The following is an 18417-nucleotide window of genomic DNA, read 5'->3' on the forward strand; positions in this document are numbered from 1 at the left end:
CTCACCACACCCTCGTCCGCGCGGAGGCCGCGAGGTCCTCCGGATGGGCGAAGGGACGGCCCGCCGCGAACCGCTCCACCTCGTCGGCGACGGCGTCGCCGATGCGGTGCAGTTCCCCGCCGAGCGAACCCGCCAGGTGCGGGGTCAGCACCACGTTGTCCAGCGTCCACAGCTCGCTGCCGGGGTCCGGCGGTTCGGGGTCGGTGACGTCGAGGACGGCGTCGATGCGGCCGGTGCGCACTTCGGCGAGCAGGGCGTCCTGGTCGACCACGGCGCCCCGCGCGGTGTTGAGGAGTGTCGCGCCGTCCGGCATCAGCGCCAGCCGGCCCGCGTCGATCTGGCCGCGGGTCGCGGGAGTCAGGGGCTGGTGCAGGGACACCACCCGGCTGACCGCCATCAGCTCGTCCAGCGGCACCAGACGCGCACCGAGGGCTTGAGCCTGCTCCGCCGTGACCGTGGGGTCGTACAGCAGGACGTCCAGGTCGAAGGGGCGCAGCAGGCCGAGCACCGCGCGGCCCACGGTGGAGGCGCCCACGACGCCCACCGTCTGCCGGTAGTTGCCGCGCCCGGCGTACGCGCCGAAGTGGTCGGGCCGGGTCCGCGAGGCGCGGTAGCGGCGCTCCTCGGCGAGGACGCGCTTGTTGGCGAGCAGGATCATGGCGAGGGTGTACTCGGCCACGGGTCCCGAGTTGGCGGCGCGGGCGTTGGCCGCGACCACGCCGCGGGCGGCGAAGGCGGCCGGGTCCTCCAGACAGGTCGCGGCGACCCCGCCCGCGTAGACCACGGCCCGCAGCCGCCCGGTGCGGGGCAGGTGCTCGGCCCGTACGACGGGCGCGTCCCAGCCCGCGACGAGGATCTCGGCACCGGCCAGCGCGTCGCGGGAGCGGGCGGAGTCCAGTTCGCCGAGGACCAGTTCGGTGTCGATGTCGGTCGCGCGGCGGAGCCGGGCCAGGGCGTCCTCGTCGAAGACGGCGCGGACCAGCCGGGGGTTCATGGCGAAGACGGCGCGTGGTCGGGTCACGGCGTGCTCTCCCTCTCGGTGCGCTCACTGCGGGCGGGACGGTGGACGGGGCCGGGCACGGCGGGGGAGGCGGTGCCCGCGGAGGTACGGCCGGCCAGACCCGGGGGGCCGGACTCGGGCACGAGCCGCAGGCCGGCGGCACGGGGGCGGACGTGCGGGCCGTCGGAGCGGGCCCAGCCGGCCCCTTCCGGCGCGGCGAGCGCGCTCTCGTCGACCGTGATGCCGAGCCCCGGCGCGTCGCCGAGCACGATGCCGCCGTCCTCGATCGTCTGGTCCACGGTCAGTCCGGCCGGTGTGCCGGTGTCCTGCACCTCGGTGACCAGGTGGTTGGGGGTGGCGGCGGCCGCGTGCGCCAACGGGTTGGCGTGGTAGCCGACCGGGCTGACCGGGAGGTCGTGGCCGTGGGCGAGGGTCGCCACCCGCAGGAAGTGGGTGATGCCCCAGACACCGGCGGTCTGCACCACCTGGAGGGCGTCGGCCGCCAGCAGGGGGCGGAACTGCTCCAGGCCCGTCAGGTTCTCGCCGCTGGCCACGGCGGTGCGGGCCGCCCGGCCCACGGCCCGGTGCCCCCTCGCGTCCCAGCGCCGCACCGGCTCCTCGATCCAGGCGAGTTCGACCCGGTCCTCGATCCGGGCGAGCAGCCGTACCGCTTGGTGCCTGCCCCAGGACTCGTTGACGTCGAGCATCAGGGCGGGGGAGCGGGTGTTGGCCCGCAGCACCCCGGCGACCGCGCGCAGCCTGCCGATGTCGCGCTCGGTGTCCAGGCCGCCCTTGAGCTTGGCGCCGGTGAAGCCGCGTGCGGCCCAGCCGGCGTACAGCTCGACCAACTCCTCCTCGTCCAGCGCGATGTCGAGACCGGACGCGTAACCGGGCACGAAACGGTCCGCGGCGCCGAGGGTGCGCCACAGCGGTTCGCTGGCCATCTTCGCCTTGAGGTCCCACAGCGCCATGTCGAAGGCGCCGATGGTGCCGAAGGCGGTGCCGGCGTGACCGCTCTTGAAGGTGTGGGCCAGCATCCGGTCGTAGAGCGTGGTGACGGCGCGTGGATCCTGGCCGTCGAGGGCGGGGAAGACCCGCCGGGCCTCGTCGTGCGCGCCGAGGCCCACTCCGGTGAGGCCGCCGTCGGTCTCGACCAGCAGGACCGGGACCTCGGTGACGCCCTGGGCGACGAAGCCGTTCGCGTCCCCGACGGGACGCCCCCAGCGGTGCACGGTCGTCAGGCTCCGGAATCCGGTGATCTTCAACTGCTCCCCCTCTTCGAGCTCTCCTCGCCGTCCCGCCCACCGGCCCACCGCCCCGTGCCAGGGAGGACCGAGGCGCGCGGGAGGTGGGGGAGCGTGCCGTCGGGCCAGGGGAACGGGCGTGGTGCGGCCGCCGGAATCAGTTCCGCAACCGGGCCCTCATTGAGTCGTAACGTATCATACAAGTGATGACTGAGAAGAGGTCTCGGCGGCGACAAGTGACTGGCGCTGGCGCCCCAGCCCCTCGATCTCGATCTCCATCTGGTCACCGGGCTTCAGATAGGGGAAGCGGCCGGACAGGGCGACGCCCTCGGGGGTGCCGGTGTTGATGACGTCTCCCGGGTCGAGGACCAGGTACTGGCTCAGGTCGTACACGATCCGCGCGACGGAGAAGATCATGTCCGCGGTACTGGAGTCCTGCCGCGGCTCGCCGTTCACGAAGGACCGCAGTCGCAGGGCCTGGACGTCGGGGACCTCGTCGGCCGGTACCAGGAAGGGGCCGAGCGGGTTGAACGTGGCGCAGGACTTGCCCTTGGACCACTGGCCGCCGGAGTGCTCCAGCTGGAAGTCGCGCTCGGAGACGTCGTTGGAGACGGCGTAGCCGGCCACGTGCTCAAGGGCCTGCTCGGGGGAGTCCAGGTACCGCGCGGTGCGGCCGATGACGACGGCGAGTTCGACCTCCCAGTCGGTCTTGGCGGAGCCGCGCGGGATCTCCACCTCGTCGTACGGGCCGACCACCGTGTTCGGGGGCTTGAAGAAGATCACCGGACGGGTGGGCGGCTCACTGCCCGACTCCGCCGCGTGCGCCGCGTAGTTCTGCCCGATGCAGACCACCGCGCCGGGCCGGGCGACGGGCGGCCCGAAGCGCAGCCCCTCGGCCTCCAGCGCGGGCAGCGTGCCCTCGGCCAGGGCCCGGCGGGTGCGGGTGATGCCGTCGGCGGCGAGGAAGGTGCCGTCGATGTCGGAGGTGAGGGGGGAGAGGTCCCGGGTGACGCCCCGGTCGTCGATGACGGCGGGGCGTTCCCGCCCGGGGTCTCCGAGCCGTACGAGTCTCATGTGCCGCTTTCCTTGGTCGAGGGCCGGGTCGGTCCGTGGCGGCCGCCGTGCCGAACACGCCTGACCGGCGGCCGGGTGCGGATCTGGCGAAGGCGGTCGTCACCAGGACGGGACAGGCGCCGATTCCCGGGCGTGCGCGGAGGTCCGCGGTACCGGCGCCCTCGTGGCGCCGCCGCTCCGGGGCTTGCGGGCCCAGTATCGGTGTACGGCACCGCTTGTTGTCAATGGACTGCTTTACTGTCAACAGGCTGACAACTAGGGTGTGGCGCCATGAGTACTCGGGACGGATCGGTATGGGCCAGTGCCGCACCGGCACCGGCCGTGCTGCGGGCGGGCGCCATCCTCGACGCGCTGGCGGACGCCCGCGGCCGTGCGCTGTCGCCCGCCCAACTGGCCGCCGCCGCGGGTGGCATACCGCGCGCGTCGGCCGTCAACATCTGCGCGGCCCTGCACGAACGGGAACTGGTCCGGGCCGTGGAGGGCGGTTTCACCCTGGGCCCGGGCCTGCTGCGGCTCGCCCAGTCCTACCTGGACGCCCTCGATCCGGTACACGCCTTCCGGGAGCAGGTGGGCCGCCTGGGCGACCGGGAGGAGACGCTCCAACTGGCCACCATGGACGGCACGGACGTCGTCTACCTGGCGGTGCACGAGGGCACCGTCCTGATGCGCCTCACCAGCCGGGCGGGCGCGAGGCTCCCGGTCACCTGTACGGCACTGGGCAAGGCCATGCTGGCGGGCCTCGACGACGCCGGAGTGCGTGAACTGCTGGCCGGCCGCGAGCCGTTCGAGACCCGCACGCCCTGGTCGATCACGACCCTCGACGCGCTGCTCGCGGACGTGCGCGACGCGCGCTCGGCCGGTCACGCCGTCGACGACCAGGAGACCGCCGAGGGCATCGTCTGCGTCGCGGCGGCCGTGCCCGGACCGCCCGCGGGCGGCCGGCCCTTCGCCGTCAGCTCCTCGCTGCTCAAGTCCCAGGCCACGCCCGAGCGGGTGGCGGCCCTGGCCGCACTCATCAAGGGCGTCGTAGGGCGGATGGGCGGAGCGGTGTGAAGTGATGCCGGGGAGGTGGCGGCCGCTTCACCAGCCGGTGCCGGTGCCGGTGCCGGTGCCGGTGCCGGTGGCGGGCCCGGACCGGTCGGGAAGGTAGCGGGCGACCTCGCCCGCGGCGTGGTCGGCGAACATCGGACCGGCGACATCGGGGTCGCCGGAGCGCAGGACGTCCAGGAGTTCGGCGTGGTGCTCGGCCATCGCGCCCCAACTGCCCGCGTAGCGCGGGTCGCCGAGCACGTGCAGGTCCCACAGACTGGACTCGATCATGCGCCACAGGCGGATCAGCGCCGCATTGCCGGCCGCTTCGCACACATGCCGGTGAAAGGACATGTCCGCGTCGCGGAAGGCGCCGATGTCGTCCTCGGCCGCGGCCCGGCGCAGCCGGTCCACGTCCTCGGTGAGCAGCCGCGTGTGCTCGGCGTCCAGCCGGCCGGTCACCCGACGGGCCGCGTACTCCTCGAACATCACCCGGACGTCCCGGACGTCCTGGGCCTGCCGCTCGGAGACCCGCGCGACATAAGTACCGCGGTGCGGCTGGGAGATGACCAGGCCCTCGTACGCGAGGCGCTTGATCGCCTCGCGGGGCGGCGCCTGACTGGTGCCGAAACCGCGCGCGATCTCCGACTCGACGAGACGCTGACCGGGCGCCAGCCGACCGCCGACGATCCAGTCGCGCAGCAGGGTGTACACGTGGTCGGAGAGCAGCTGCCGCGGCATGCGGGGCGTGACCGGCGCCGGACCGCCCTCGGCCCCGCCCAGGTCCCCGCCCCCCTCCCCGCGCGGACCGCCCGGGCGCGCGACCGGCGGATCGGGCAGCCCGGCCTGCTGCTCCCGCCAGATCCGGGCGATCGTGGACTGCGACAGACCGAGCGTGTCGGACAGTGAACGGGTCGAGGGCACCGGGGCGCCGGCGCGGGCCTGTTCGAGCACCGCCGCCACCCGGGCCTCCGCCTGCCGCCGGTCAGCGCTGCGGGGCCGACCCGGACGAGGGGCGTCGTGCAGCCCGGCAACCCCCCGCCGCAGATAGCGCTCCCGCCACTTGGCCACCGTGGCGGGGCTGACCGTGAGCCGCCGGGCGACCTCCGCGTTGGTCAGCCCCTCGGCACAGGCCAGCACGATCCGGCCGCGCAGCCGGAGGCCCGCCGGCTGCTGCCGGGCGAGGTCCGACAGGGCCGCCCGCTCCTCCGCTCCGAGCTGGGGAAATGCCGGCAGGTCGGGATCGGTCATGGCACCGCGCTTCCTGGGATGCGTGAACTTATGACTCACGGGCCGCGAGTTCGTCGCCCCTCGGGTCATCAATTTCAGGTTCAGCCACGCGTATTGACGACACCACGGCACAAACATATTAACTATCGTTGCTCGATCAGTGACCCACTAGTCACCTACGGCGATGCCGTGCGGGGGCTCCGCCGGAACGAGCACCCCGGGGGCGGGCCCCGCCCCCTCCGGGCCCCGGGTCCATCGGCGGACGGCGTGAAGCCGCCGGACGACGCCGAGGCCCCCGCACCGGGAACACGAGCCCGCGCGGCACCAGAGCCCGTGACGGCACCGGACACACCGTCCGGCCCACGCGGATCCGGACCACGACATCACGCCCCCTCACGCACTCCACGCGGCAAGGAGACCTCGTGCCAACCACCCAGGTACGACCAGTACGACGACGGACCAGAAGACTGCCCCTGCTGCTCGCGGCCGGCGCCCTGCTGGTCGGCGGCGCGACCCTGGACACGCCCGACGCGAGCGCCCAGGCCGCCGGCTGCAAGGCCACCGAGCTGTTCGTGTCCCCCGACGGGAGCGACACGGCCAAGGGCACCGAAGGCAAGCCCTTCAAGACCATCGAGAAGGCGCGCGACCACATCCGCGACAAGGGCCTCAACCGGCCCGGCAGGATGCGCTGCGACATCCACGTCAACCTGCGCGCCGGGGACTACCCGCTGAGCCGCACCGTCGAACTCGACGACCGCGACTCGGGCGCCGGGGGCCACCAGGTCGTCTACCGCTCCTACGACGGCCCCGGCAAGGCCCGGGTGATGGGCGCCGCACCGGTGACCGGCTGGGAGGAGTACAAGGACGGCATCTACCGTGCCGACGTCGGCACGGAGAACCCCTTCTACACCCTCTTCGAGGACGGCAAGCGCGCCACCACCGCCCGCTACCCCAACCGCAAGTCCGACGACGAGTGGGCCCCCTACCTCACGTCCACCCTGCCGGAGCCGGAGAAGGAGGCCGTCCACCAGTGGCTGTACTCCCACCCCGGTGACTGGGACGCCACGTGGGACCTGAGCAACGCCCAGGCGGTGGTCTGGTCCGGCGGCAGCTGGAGCTGGTTCACCGACACGGTCCCGATCCGGGACTGGAACCCCGCCAAGAACCAGATGACGCTCAAGTACTGGACCCGGTACGCGCTCAACAACTCCGGCGGCGGCTCACGCTACTTCCTCCAGAACTCCCTCGACTTTCTGGACCAGGCGGGCGAGTACTACCTGGACTTCAAGAAGGGGCAGCTCTACTACAAGCCGCGCGGCGACATCGACGACGTCACCGTGCTGCGTCCCACGGTCACGACCCTGTTCGAGCTGGCCGGCACAGCCCCCGACCGGCGGATCCAGGACGTCGCGTTCGACGGACTCGCCCTGCAGTACAGCGACTTCGTCGACTGGTACCGCAACGGGTGGATCAGCGACGGCGACTCCGGCGAGGTGCACAAGTACCCGGAGTACGACCGGCAGATCGAGATGCCGCGCAACCGCTTCGGCGCCGTCACCGTCACCGACAGCAAGGACGTCACCCTGTCCCGGCTGAAGATCTCCGACACCGGCTACCACGCCGTCTACGCCCTCGCCGCCAACGACCGTCTGACGGTCCGCGACAGCCTGCTGGAGAACATCGGCGCCGACGGAATCAAGGTGGAGGGCCCCTACCCCGGAGAGGGAAACACCTCCAACGGCCACCTGCTGACCAACAACTACATCACCCACTACGGTGAGCTGAACCCCGGCGACGCCTCCGGCATCGAGCTGATGAACACCGGGCACAACACGGTCAGCCACAGCCACGTCAAGCACAGCGCACGCTACGGCATCAGCCTCGAGGTACGCCCCGAGGTGGCCCTCAAGGACAACTACGCCCGCGGCAACACCTTCGAGTACCTGCGCATCGACGAAGCCGGCCTGGACAGCGGCGACATGGGCGCCTTCTACACCTACGGCGTCAACAACGTCGAGCCGTACCCGATGGACAACCACGTACGCCAGATGGTCGTCGGCGACGTGCTCCCGGACGAGTCGATGCCCGACAGCGGCACCCGGGGCATCCACATGGACGCCGGCGGCTGCGGCTTCACCTTCGAGGACATCGAGGTCGGCAAGACCACCGACCAGTCGTACCAGAGCTACCAGTGCAACGACGTGAAGAACGCCAACTGGGAGGACGGGTACGACGCCTCCAGGATGGAGTACGACAAGATCGGCGTCACCGCCGACTTCCCCTACCCGCTGCCCGACGGGGACACCCAGTGAGCGGTCGCTGACCGGTCGCCACCGATGAGCGCCCCCGGGCAGCGTGCCGTACGAGCCGCTGCCCGGGGTGCGGTGGGCACGGGCCCGAACCGGCCCGTGCCGAGAGCACCCAGCACACTCACCGCCCTCAACACGTATCTGGAGGCACAGCCATGCCCGAGTTGTCCCGACGAAACGTCCTGGCCGCTGCCGGAGCCTCCGCGGCGGCGACCGCGCTGAGCGCCGCTCCCGCACAGGCCGCGCCACAGACGGGGGACACCACCGCGTCGGTGGCGCGGCGAGGGGACCACGACGCCAACCCGATGCGGCTGTGGTACCGCGCCCCGGCGGGGGAGTGGCTCGAGGCCCTGCCGGTCGGCAACGGGCGGCTCGGCGCCATGGTCTTCGGCGGCACCGACACCGAACGGCTCCAGCTCAACGAGGACAGCCTGTGGGCCGGCGGCCCCCACGACTACGCCCGCCCCGACGCGGTGCGGCACCTGGCCGAGATCCGCCGCCTCGTGGTCGAGGAGAAGTGGAACCAGGCACAGCGGCTGATCGACGCCGAATTCCTGGGCAGCCCCTCGGAGCAGGCCGCCTATCAGGTGCTCGGCGACCTCGAACTCACCCTCGCGGGCCAGGGCGAGGTGAGCGACTACGAGCGCGAGCTGGACCTGGAGACCGCCGTGGCACGCACCGCCTACACACGGGGTGGGGTACGCCATGTCCGCGAGGTCTTCGCCAGCGTCCCCGACCAGGTACTCGTCGTCCGGCTGAGCACCGACACCCCGGGCGCCGTCGGCTTCTCCGCCCGCTTCACCAGCCCGCAGCGATCCGGCGACTCGGCCGTGGACGCCCGCACCATCGCCCTCGACGGCGTCAGCGGCGACTGGTACGGACTGCCCGGCTCGGTGCGCTTCCGGGCCCTGGCCCGCGCCGAGGCGGAGGGCGGCCGGGTGCGCACCGACGGCGGGACACTCACCGTCGAGGGCGCCGACAGCGTCACCCTCGTGATCTCCATGGCGACCAGCTACCGCAACTACCTCGACGCCGGCGCGGACCCGAAGGCCCGCGCCCGCAACCATCTGACCCCGGCCGCGAGGAAGCCGTACGCGCACCTGCGCGCCCGGCACGTCGCCGACCACCGGCGCCTGTTCAGCCGCGTCGCCATCGACCTCGGCCCCTCCGAACGCACGAACCTCCCCACCGACGAACGCATCCCGCTGTTCGCCGACGGCAAGGACCCCCAACTGGCCGCGCTCTACTTCCAGTACGGCCGCTACCTGCTCGCCTCCAGCTCCCGGTCGCCCGGACAGCCCGCCAACCTCCAGGGCCTGTGGAACGACAGCCTGAACCCGGCCTGGGAGTCCAAGTACACCGTCAACATCAACTTCGAGATGAACTACTGGCCCGCCGGCCCCGGCAACCTCGCCGAGTGCTGGGACCCGGCCGTGCGGATGGTGCACGAACTGGCCGAGTCCGGCACCCGCACCGCGAAGGAGTTGTACGACGCCCCCGGCTGGGTCCTGCACCACAACACCGACGGCTGGCGCGGCACGGCACCGGTGGACGCCGCCCAGTACGGCATGTGGCCGACCGGCGGCGCCTGGCTGTGCGTGATGCTGTGGGACCACTACCGGTTCACCGGCGAGACGGGCGCGCTCAGCCGCAACTACCCGGTGATGAAGGGCGCGGTGGAGTTCTTCCTCGACACCCTCCAGGTGGACGCGGAGACCGGCTGGCTCGTCACCAACCCCTCGCAGTCGCCCGAGGTCACCCACCACCAGGACGAGGGGGAGAGCGTCAGCATCTGCGCCGGTCCCACGATGGACATGCAGCTCCTGCGGGACCTCTTCGACGCCTTCCGGCAGGCCGCCAAGGTACTCGACCGCGACGCCCGCCTCGTCGAACGCGTCACCGAGGTCCGCGACCGGCTCGCCCCCACCCGCGTCGGCTACCTCGGCCAGATCCAGGAGTGGCTCGTGGACTGGGAGGAGGCGGCCCTGGTCAGAAGCCGCCATGTGTCCCACCTGTACGGCGTCTTCCCCAGCGCGCAGATCACCCCCCGGGGCACCCCGGAACTCGCCGAGGCGGCCAAGAAGAGCCTGGAGCTGCGCGGCACCGCGGGACAGGGCTGGTCCCTCGCCTGGAAGATCAACATGTGGGCCCGGCTGCTCGACCCGGCACGCGCCTACCGGCACCTGGCGGACCTGCTCACCCCGGCGCGCACCGCGCCCAACCTCTTCGACCTGCACCCGCCCTTCCAGATCGACGGCAACTTCGGCGGTGTCTCCGGCATCACCGAGATGCTGGTGCAGAGCCACGCCGGCGAGATCGAGCTGCTGCCCGCGCTGCCCGACGCCTGGCCGACCGGCTCCTTCCGGGGGCTGCGGGCACGCGGCGGCTTCGAGGTCGACCTGGAGTGGACGGCGGACGGCATCAGCCGCGCGGAGGTGCGCTCGCTGCTCGGCAACCCCGTACGGATCCGCACCCCGCACCCGGTGCGTGTCGAGGGGGCCGAGCCCGACCGCCCCGAGCCGGGCGTGGTGTCCTTCGGCACCCACCGCGGCGGCCGGTACGTGCTCGGTCCGGTCGCCCCGTAGCGGCACCCGGCACAGCGTCACCGCGGCCGCCTCACCGGAACGGGGCGACCGCGGTGCCCTCGACGGGGTCCGCCACGAGCCGGTCCAGTTCGCCGCCGATGGCCTCGCGCAGCGCGTCGTGCCGAGGACCGAGCCCGAACTCCTCGTCACTCCACCGCTCACGCGGATAGACCCACACCGGAAGACCCACCACCTCCGCCGGCTCCCACTCGTACCGCGGCCAGACATGCGCGTGCAGGAACGGATCCGTGTTCCCCAGGATCTCCAGGTTGACCCGGCGGAAGGCGGGGTCCAGCCGCCGGCAGGCGCGCTCGACGGCCTCCCCGAGCCGGTCCAGGTCCGACAGGAACGACAGCCGCCTGGCCCTCGGCAGGTCCGACAACCGCTGCACACCCGGCTCGTCCACGAGCAGCACCGAGTAGCCCGGCAGGAACTGAACATCCCCGATCACCGCGAATCCGGCCGTCAACCGGCGCAGCACGGTCGGGTTCTCACCCCTGAGCGCGGACCCGATCCGATCCCTCCGCCAGTCATCCGTCACCGCCTCAACCTACAGTGGCCGGGGCGGCGTTGGATGGGCGCATGAGCGAGACAACGGCTGCTGCCCTGCGCCTGCGGCGGGCGATCACCCGGACCCGGCAGGCAACGCGAGACCGCGCCCCCGCCGGGTGCCGCCCGGAGGAGGCGGCCGACGACGTGCGGGGCACCTTCGCCACGGACGGGGCACTCGGCTTCGACCCCTTTCCCTTCCTCCGGGCACTGCACGACGCCGGGTCGCAGGCGGTGGTCATCGGTCAGGTCGCCGGCCTCCTGCACGGCTCCACCGAACTGACCGGAGACCTGGACCTGTTGTGGGACGGCACCCCTGACGAGGCACGCGCCCTGCGTGCCGCCCTCGCCGCCTGCGGCTGCACCGAACTGCCCGATCTCGGCCGCGAACAGACCGGGTACCGGGTCACCGGCGCCGACGGAGCCTGTGCACCCCCGTCCTCCGCTGGGGCGACCTGGATGTGACCCCCTGCCTGACCCGGGCCGAGACCACGCGCGACCCGGTGGGCTTCACCGTCCGCTACGCCGCACTCGACGACCTGATCCGGATGCGGCGGGCCCTAGGCCGCCCGAAGGACCTCCGCCGCGCGGACGAACTCGCCCGCCTGCGCCCCTGACCCTGAGCGGCCCGCTCACCCGCCGTGCGAGCGGGAGTCGCGGGTCGGTTCGTTGACGGGGTACCGTGCCGGTTCCCCGGTCAGGACCCGCACGGCCTCTTCCGCCGCGATGGTGCGCACCGTCCCGACGGCTTCCTCCGAGTAGTAGGCGGCGTGCGGGGTGACGATCACGTTGGGCAGTTCGAGCAGGGGGTTGCTGGGCTGCCAGTCGCGTTGCTTCGCGGGCTCTTCCTCGATGTCGTCCAGCGCCGCGCCGGCGATCCACCCTTCGGTCAGCGCCTGGTACAGCGCCGCGTCCTCCACGATGGGCCCGCGTGCGGTGTTGACGAGAACGGCGGTGGGCTTCATACGGCGGAGCGTCGCGCGGTCGAAGGTGTGGTGTGTCTGCGGGGTGAGCGGCGCCTGGACCACCACGTGGTCGGCTCCCTCCACCAGGTCGTCGAAGGACACCGGCCGGACCTGGCAGGCACGGATCTCGGACTCGTCGACGAACGGGTCGTGCGCCCACACCTCCACACCGAATGCGCGGGCCCGTTCGGCGACGAGCCGCGCGATGGCGCCGAAGGACAGGATGCCCAGCACCTGCCCCCTGAGCCTGTGGACGGGTCTGCCCGTCTTCCAGTGCCATGCGCCGCGTCGCGTCGCCCGGTCGTACCGGCAGATCTTGCGGGCCGCCGCGAGCCAGAGCGCCACGGCGTGGTCGGCGACCTCGTCGGCGCACCAGTCGTTGGGCGCGTTCGTCACCTGGATGCCGCGCCGGGTCGCGGCGTCGACGTCGACGATGTCCACACCGGTCCCGTAGCGGGCGATCACCCGGCAGTGGGGCAGCGCGTCGATGGCGCGGGAACCGACGCGCACGTACTGGGTCAGGACGCCACCGGCCTCCCTGCCCGCCTCGATCACCTCGTCCTCGCTCTTGCACTGCGCGGCGACGAGCCGAAGCCCGGCGCCTTCGACGATCGCGCGTTCGATGTCCACGTCGCCGAAGTCCGAGTCGGCGATCAGAACCGTTCGGCCGGGGTCAGTGCGAGTCACGCGGAATCCCCTTGGTGTGGACGAGATCCTGGTAGGACACGGCGAGTTCGAGGCAGCCGCCGCTGTCCAGCTGACCGACCGTGGCACGGTAGATCTCCTGCCACGGCGTCTGGTGCTCCAGTGCCGGAGGTTCGTGCCGGGCCATCCGTTCGGAGATCTCCTCGTCCGGCAGCAGGACGTCGACACGTGCCCGGTCCAGGTCGACGCGGATCCGGTCGCCGGTACGCAGGATGGCGAGGTTGCCGCCGACCGCCGCCTCGGGACTGGCGTTGAGGATGGACGGCGCGTCCGAGGTGCCGCTCTGGCGGCCGTCACCGAGCGCGGGCAGCGCGGTGAGGCCCCGCCGGCTCAACGAGGCGGGAAGCTCCATGTTCACCACCTCGGCCGAGCCCGGGTATCCGACCGGCCCCGTGTAGCGGATGACGAGGATGCAGTCCTGGTCGATGTCCAGCTCGGGGTCCTCGATGCGGGCGTGGTAGTCCTCGGGGCCGTCGAAGACGATCGCCCGGAACTCGAAGACGGACGAGCCGTCGGGGCTCGGCAGGCGACGGGACCGGAAGCCGTCGGAGAGCACGGACGTTTTCATGATCGCGGAATCGAACAGGTTCCCGCTCATGACGAGGAGGCCGCCCCGCGCACTCACCGGGTCGTCGAGGGGGCGGATGACCGCCGGGTCGGCGGACGGGGCGTCCTCCAGATTCGCGGCCACCGTACGGCCCGAGACCGTCACCGCGTCACCGTGCAGGTGTCCCGCCGCCAGCAACGACCGCATGACCGCGGGGACCCCGCCGGCGCGGTGGAAGTCCTCGCCGAGGAACTCACCCGCGGGCGCGAGGTTCACCAGCACCGGAACGTCGCGGCCCACGCGCTGCCAGTCCTCGTTGGACAGGTCCACCCCCACGTGACGGGCGATGGCGTTGACGTGGATGGGTGCGTTGGTCGACGCGGCGATGGCCGATGCCACGACGATCGCGTTCTCGAAGGCACGCCGGGTCATGATCTTGCGCGGGGTCAGGTCCTCGCGCACCACGGCCACCGCGCGGCGGCCGGTGTCGTAGGCCATCTGCGCCCGCTCGGCGTAGGGGGCCGGGATGGCGGCGCAGCCGGGGAGGGACATGCCCAGGGCCTCGGCCAGGCTGTTCATCGACAGCGCGGTGCCCATGGTGTTGCAGTGCCCGGTGCTGGGCGCGGACGCGGTCACGCGGGCCATGTACTCGTCGTGGTCGATCTCCCCGCTGGCGAGCAGGCGTTTCGACTGCCAGATCACCAGTCCCGAGCCGGTCCGCATCCCGTTGTGGTAGCCGTTGAGCATGGGGCCGCCGGACAGGACGATCGCCGGAAGGTTCACCGTCGCCGCCGCCATCAGGCATGCCGGGGTGGTCTTGTCGCAGCCCGTCGTCAGGACCACGCCGTCGAGCGGGTATCCGTACAGGACCTCGACCAGCCCGAGATAGGCGAGGTTGCGGTCAAGGGCCGCGGTCGGGCGTTTTCCCGTCTCCTGCAACGGGTGGACGGGAAATTCGAACGGGATCCCGCCACCGTCCCTGACCCCGTCCTTGACCCGGTCGGCGAGACCCAGATGGTGCCGATTGCAGGGGACCAGGTCGTTGCCCGTCTGGGCGATGCCGATGATCGGCCGACCCGACCGGAGCTCGGCCGAGGTGAGGCCGTAGTTCAGAAACCGCTCCAGGTACAGGGCGGTCATCTCCGGGTTGTCCGTGTTGTCCCACCAGGCCCGGCTGCGCAGCTGCCCCGGCGTTCCGTCCGTCTGTGACATGCGGGCTCCTCAGCCGTCCTCGCCACGCACCACGAGGACCGGACAGGGCGCGTTCTGAACGCAGTGCTGGGCCACCGATCCCAGCAGCAGCCCGGTGAAGCCGCCGAGTCCGCGGCTCCCGACCACGAGCAGCGCCGCGCCCCGGGCGGCGTGCAGCAGCACCCCGGCCGGGGTGCCGTAACGGGCCTCGGCACGCACCTCCGCCGGCGGCCGCGGTCCCACGGCCTCCTCGACGGTCCGGGTGAGTTCCTGGTGGGCCCGGGCCTGGAGCGCGCCTTCATCGCTGCTCGACGGGGGCAGCCAGCCGAGTGCGCCGTGGAACTGCGGGAACTCCCACGCGGTCACCGCCTCGACCGCACCGCGAGTGACCTCCGCCTGGCGTACGGCCCAGCGGACGGCCTGTTTCGACGAGTCCGAACCGTCCACTCCGACCACGATGCGGCCCGATTCCTCGCGCTGGTCAACCATGAACGCTCCTCCACTCGGCGGGGGCGCACGGCCTGCGGGCATCGGTGTCCCGCGGCCGGAGGATCACGCCCAGTATTCCCCGGCCACGCCGTACGCGCAGTTCGGCGGCCAGGTCCGGCCGGTGCGGCGGGCGGGTGCGACCCGGCGGCCTGGTTTGCGGGCCGGGACGGCTTCGGTGACTCTGGATCATGAGCACCAGGCGCAGGTGGCTGCTGAGGAGCGAACGGTATGTACGATCCCGACCCGCCGTTCCGGCCGGTTCGCCGACCGGACGGATACCTGCCCCTTGAGGACCTCGGCCTGATCGGGGACGGCACCACCGCGGCGCTCGTCGGCCTCGACGGCACCATCCCGTGGATGTGTCTGCCCCGGTTCGACTCCGACCCCGTGTTCTGCGCGCTGCTGGACCGTGCCGGGGGCGGCCACTTCACCGTGACGCCGGAGAACCTGCGCGAGGCCCGGCAACGGTACGAACCCGACACCGGAGTGCTGCACACGGAGCTGCGCAGTGACACGGGGCTGGTGCGCGTCACGGACGCGCTGGCCCTGCGCTCCGGGGCCGACCTGTCGGACGACGCGCCGTCCGGCCGCGGGGAACTGGTCCGCTCCGTACTGGTTCTGGACGGACGGGTACGCCTCAGGGTGGAGGTGGAACCGCGCGGCGGGGCCGACGCCCACCACCTGTACAGCGGACTGGAGGTACGGCCCGCCCGCAACGAGGGACTGCGCCTTCACCTGCGCTCCAACCGCCCCCTGAGCGGCCTGCGGACCGTGCAGGACCTGGAACAGGGCGACCGGCTCGACCTCGTCCTGTCCTGGGGACGCTTCCACCGTCACCACCGCTTCGACCCCGACGCCATGCTGCGCCAGACGGCGGACGCCTGGCGGCGGTGGATGCGCTCGTGCGACTACGCGGGTCCGCAGGAGGCACTCGTCAGGCGGGCCGCGATCACCCTGAAGCTGTGCGACGACTGGGCGAACGGGTCACTCGTCGCCGCCCCCACCTCCTCGCTGCCGGCCCCCATCGGCGGCGTCCGCAACTGGGACTACCGCTACGCCTGGATCCGGGATGCCGCCTTCGCGGTCTTCGCGCTGCGCCGCATCGGCTTCGGCGGCGAGGCCGACGCCTTCCTCGGCTGGGTCCTCGACGCGTTCGAGCGCAGCCGCCGGCCACTCATCATGTACACCCTGGACGGCGACCGGGTGCCGGACGAGACGGAGGACGCCGGGCTGGAGGGATACCGGGGCTCCTCGCCCGTACGCTGGGGCAACGGCGCCGCCGACCAGCGCCAGCACGACGTGTACGGCGAGATCCTGGACTGCGCCGACCAGTGGCTGCGCCGGGGCGGCGAGATCCAGCCCGCCATGTGGGCCAGCCTGGCCGGGCTCGCCGACACGGCCGCCCACGCCTGGCGCCGGCCGGACCAGGGCTTGTGGGAGGTCCGCAGCGAGGGCCGTCCGTTCACCTACTCCGTCGGCCTGTGCCAGGTGGCCCTGGACCGGGCGGCCCGGATCGCTGAACGCTACGGCTTGCCCGGCAACGTCGGCTCGTGGCGCCGGGAGGCGGGCCGGTTGAGCGAACTCATCCTGGAGCAGTCCTGGGACGAGCAGGCCCAGACGCTCAGCGTGTACATGGACGGCGGAGGCGTGGTCGACGCCAGTCTGCTGAACCTGCCGCTGCGCCAGGTCCTGCCGGTCGACCACCCGCGGATGGTCGCGACCACCAGGGCCGTCGCCGAACGCCTGTCGGCGGGCGACGGGCTGCTCTACCGCTACCTGCACGACGAACACCCCGACGGTCTGCCCGGAGACGAGGGCGCCTTCGTCCTGTGCAGCTTCTGGATGGTCGACAACCTGACCGGCCAGGGCCGTCTCGACGAGGCCGAGGAACTGTACGACTCACTGTGCTCGCGGGCGAGCCCCCTGGGGCTGCTGTCGGAGCAGATCGACCCCACCACGGGAGTATTCATGGGCAACGCGCCCCAGGCGTTCAGCCATATCGGGACCATCGCCAGCGGAGTGAACCTCGAAAGGGCGAGGAGCGCTTCGCGATGACCATCCGACGACTCGTCGTGTTCGGCGGGACGGGCGACCTCACGGGCCGCTACCTCCTGCCGGCCCTGGCCGCCCTGTACGCGGCGGGACACCTCGACGAACGGTTCAGCCTGCGCGCATCCAGCCGGGAGGAGTGGGACGGCGCCCGGTACCGCGAGTGGGCCGACGGCCAGCTCGCCCGCCACGGAACCGGCTTCCCCGCCGACGCCCGGCGAGCCGTCACGGCGTCGGCGGACTACCGCAGGGCCGACGTCACCGACCCCGCGGACGTGGCCGCGGCCGTCGCCGGTGACGGCCCCGTGGCCGTGTACCTCGCCCTCCCGCCGGCGCTCTTCCCGGCGGCGGTGACCGCGCTCCACCGGGCCGGACTGCCCCGGGGCAGCCGCATCGTCCTGGAGAAGCCCTTCGGGGAGAACCTCGCCGACGCACAGGAACTCAACCGGCTGCTCCGCGAACTCGTGCCGGAGCGCGCCGTCTTCCGGGTCGACCACTTCCTGGCCATGACGACCGTCCAGAACGTGCTCGGCAGCCGGCTGGCCAACCGGATGCTCGAACCGATCTGGAACAGCACCCACATCGCCGAGATCGAGATCGTCTGGGACGAGACCCTCGCCCTGGAGGGACGGGCGGGCTACTACGACCAGGTGGGCGCGCTGAAGGACATGGTGCAGAACCACCTGCTGCAGCTGCTGTGCCTGGTCGCCATGGAACCCCCGCTCACCCTCGGCGAGCGGGACCTGCGCGACCGCAAGGTCGACGTCCTGCGGTCGGTACGGCCGCTGACCGACTACGACGTCGTACAGCGCACGCGCCGCGCCCGCTACTCGGGCGGGCGGGGCGTCGGCCGCGACGTGCCCGCCTACGTCGACGAGGCCGGCGTCGACCCGCGGCGCCGGACCGAGACCTTCGCCGAAATGGTGCTGGAACTCGACAGCTGGCGCTGGGCGGGCACCCGGTTCCGGCTGCGCAGCGGCAAGGCCCTCGGCAAGGACCGCAAGGAGGTCGCGGTGCGCTTCCGCTCGGTCCCGCACCTGCCGTTCGGCCAGGACCAGGACGTGCGTCCCAACGTGCTGCGCTTCGGACTGGAACCGGAGAGCCTGAGCATGGATCTGACCGCGACCGGCTCTCGTCCGGAAACCCTCACGCAACTCTCCTTGACGGCCCGCATGGACGCCCCCGACCTGCCGGCCTACGGCCGTCTGCTGCTGGACGTCCTCCGGGGCGACCCGGCCCTGTCCCTCCGCGGCGACGAGGCCGAGGAGGCGTGGCGCGTCGTCGATCCGGTCCTGTCCGCCTGGGAGAGGGGACTGGTGCCGCTGGAGGAGTACCCGGCCGGCTCGGACGGACCACCGCCGCGGCACGCCATGCCCGAACGCCGGGACGACCTGCTGCACGAGGAGGCCGTCACACCGACCGAGTGAGCGTCCGCGCCCGACGAGGACGCC

15 protein-coding genes are annotated in these 18417 nt (G+C 72.3%); 7 read left to right on the forward strand and 8 right to left on the reverse strand.

Annotated elements, in window-relative coordinates; all coding sequences use genetic code 11:
• Position 1: 1 nt before the first annotated feature.
• The 3 genes from BZZ08_RS01145 to BZZ08_RS01155 all read right to left on the reverse strand — a co-directional run bounded on the left by BZZ08_RS01145 (position 2) and on the right by BZZ08_RS01155 (position 3318).
• Complete coding sequence (locus tag BZZ08_RS01145; protein ID WP_104630207.1) at positions 2 to 1021, reverse strand: hydroxyacid dehydrogenase; 1020 nt, start codon at positions 1019 to 1021, stop codon at positions 2 to 4.
• The gene (locus tag BZZ08_RS01150) at positions 1018 to 2265 is read right to left on the reverse strand and encodes a mandelate racemase/muconate lactonizing enzyme family protein (protein ID WP_104630208.1); all 1248 of its coding nucleotides are present in this window, start codon (positions 2263 to 2265) and stop codon (positions 1018 to 1020) included. The genes BZZ08_RS01145 and BZZ08_RS01150 overlap by 4 nt, the downstream gene beginning before the upstream one ends.
• A 174-nt stretch (positions 2266 to 2439) precedes the next feature.
• Positions 2440 to 3318: a fumarylacetoacetate hydrolase family protein gene (locus tag BZZ08_RS01155; protein ID WP_104630209.1), complete on the reverse strand. Its 879-nt coding sequence runs from the start codon at positions 3316 to 3318 to the stop codon at positions 2440 to 2442.
• A gap of 270 nt (positions 3319 to 3588) precedes the next feature.
• Here BZZ08_RS01155 and BZZ08_RS01165 point away from each other — a divergent pair, with 270 nt between their 5' ends.
• Positions 3589 to 4371 carry an IclR family transcriptional regulator gene (locus tag BZZ08_RS01165; protein WP_104630210.1) on the forward strand — a complete coding sequence of 261 codons (783 nt, stop codon included), beginning with the start codon at positions 3589 to 3591 and terminating at the stop codon, positions 4369 to 4371.
• A gap of 27 nt (positions 4372 to 4398) precedes the next feature.
• On the opposite strand, the gene BZZ08_RS01170 is transcribed toward BZZ08_RS01165, so the two are convergent.
• Positions 4399 to 5598 carry an FCD domain-containing protein gene (locus BZZ08_RS01170; RefSeq protein ID WP_274543240.1) on the reverse strand — a complete coding sequence of 400 codons (1200 nt, stop codon included), beginning with the start codon at positions 5596 to 5598 and terminating at the stop codon, positions 4399 to 4401.
• Positions 5599 to 5999: 401 nt separating this feature from the next.
• On the opposite strand from BZZ08_RS01170, the gene BZZ08_RS01175 reads away from it, so the two are divergent.
• Entirely contained in the window at positions 6000 to 7889 is a 1890-nt protein-coding gene (locus tag BZZ08_RS01175) for a right-handed parallel beta-helix repeat-containing protein (RefSeq protein ID WP_104630212.1), read from the forward strand.
• 152 nt (positions 7890 to 8041) lie between these two features.
• Positions 8042 to 10471: a glycoside hydrolase family 95 protein gene (locus BZZ08_RS01180; RefSeq protein WP_104630213.1), complete on the forward strand. Its 2430-nt coding sequence runs from the start codon at positions 8042 to 8044 to the stop codon at positions 10469 to 10471.
• Positions 10472 to 10502: 31 nt separating this feature from the next.
• On the opposite strand, the gene BZZ08_RS01185 is transcribed toward BZZ08_RS01180, so the two are convergent.
• Positions 10503 to 11012, reverse strand: coding sequence for a diadenosine tetraphosphate hydrolase (locus BZZ08_RS01185; protein WP_104630214.1), 510 nt, complete (start codon positions 11010 to 11012; stop codon positions 10503 to 10505).
• 41 nt (positions 11013 to 11053) lie between these two features.
• Here BZZ08_RS01185 and BZZ08_RS01190 point away from each other — a divergent pair, with 41 nt between their 5' ends.
• Together BZZ08_RS01190 and BZZ08_RS39215 are read left to right on the forward strand one after the other, a co-directional pair.
• Complete coding sequence (locus tag BZZ08_RS01190; RefSeq protein ID WP_241965305.1) at positions 11054 to 11485, forward strand: hypothetical protein; 432 nt, start codon at positions 11054 to 11056, stop codon at positions 11483 to 11485.
• Complete coding sequence (locus BZZ08_RS39215; RefSeq protein ID WP_241965306.1) at positions 11482 to 11637, forward strand: hypothetical protein; 156 nt, start codon at positions 11482 to 11484, stop codon at positions 11635 to 11637. Before BZZ08_RS01190 ends, BZZ08_RS39215 begins: the two co-directional genes overlap by 4 nt.
• Before the next feature lie 15 nt (positions 11638 to 11652).
• Here BZZ08_RS39215 and BZZ08_RS01195 read toward each other — a convergent pair whose 3' ends face one another.
• Genes BZZ08_RS01195 through BZZ08_RS01205 form a run of 3 tightly spaced genes read right to left on the reverse strand, consistent with a single transcriptional unit; the run spans position 11653 to position 14917 of the window.
• On the reverse strand, positions 11653 to 12672 hold the full coding sequence (locus BZZ08_RS01195; protein ID WP_198601209.1) for a C-terminal binding protein: 1020 nt from the start codon (positions 12670 to 12672) through the stop codon (positions 11653 to 11655).
• A complete protein-coding gene (locus BZZ08_RS01200) occupies positions 12659 to 14449 on the reverse strand; it encodes an IlvD/Edd family dehydratase (protein WP_104630215.1) in 1791 nt (596 codons plus the stop codon). The genes BZZ08_RS01195 and BZZ08_RS01200 overlap by 14 nt, the downstream gene beginning before the upstream one ends.
• 9 nt (positions 14450 to 14458) lie before the next feature.
• Positions 14459 to 14917: a universal stress protein gene (locus BZZ08_RS01205; protein WP_104630216.1), complete on the reverse strand. Its 459-nt coding sequence runs from the start codon at positions 14915 to 14917 to the stop codon at positions 14459 to 14461.
• 228 nt (positions 14918 to 15145) lie between these two features.
• On the opposite strand from BZZ08_RS01205, the gene BZZ08_RS01210 reads away from it, so the two are divergent.
• Positions 15146 to 16972, forward strand: a complete 1827-nt coding sequence (locus BZZ08_RS01210; protein ID WP_104630217.1) for a glycoside hydrolase family 15 protein — start codon at positions 15146 to 15148, stop codon at positions 16970 to 16972.
• Positions 16969 to 18393, forward strand: coding sequence for a glucose-6-phosphate dehydrogenase (locus BZZ08_RS01215; protein WP_104630218.1), 1425 nt, complete (start codon positions 16969 to 16971; stop codon positions 18391 to 18393). The genes BZZ08_RS01210 and BZZ08_RS01215 overlap by 4 nt, the downstream gene beginning before the upstream one ends.
• Positions 18394 to 18417 lie beyond the last annotated feature (24 nt).

It is taken from the genome of Streptomyces sp. MH60, from assembly GCF_002939385.1.
In the GTDB taxonomy this organism is placed as follows: domain Bacteria; phylum Actinomycetota; class Actinomycetes; order Streptomycetales; family Streptomycetaceae; genus Streptomyces.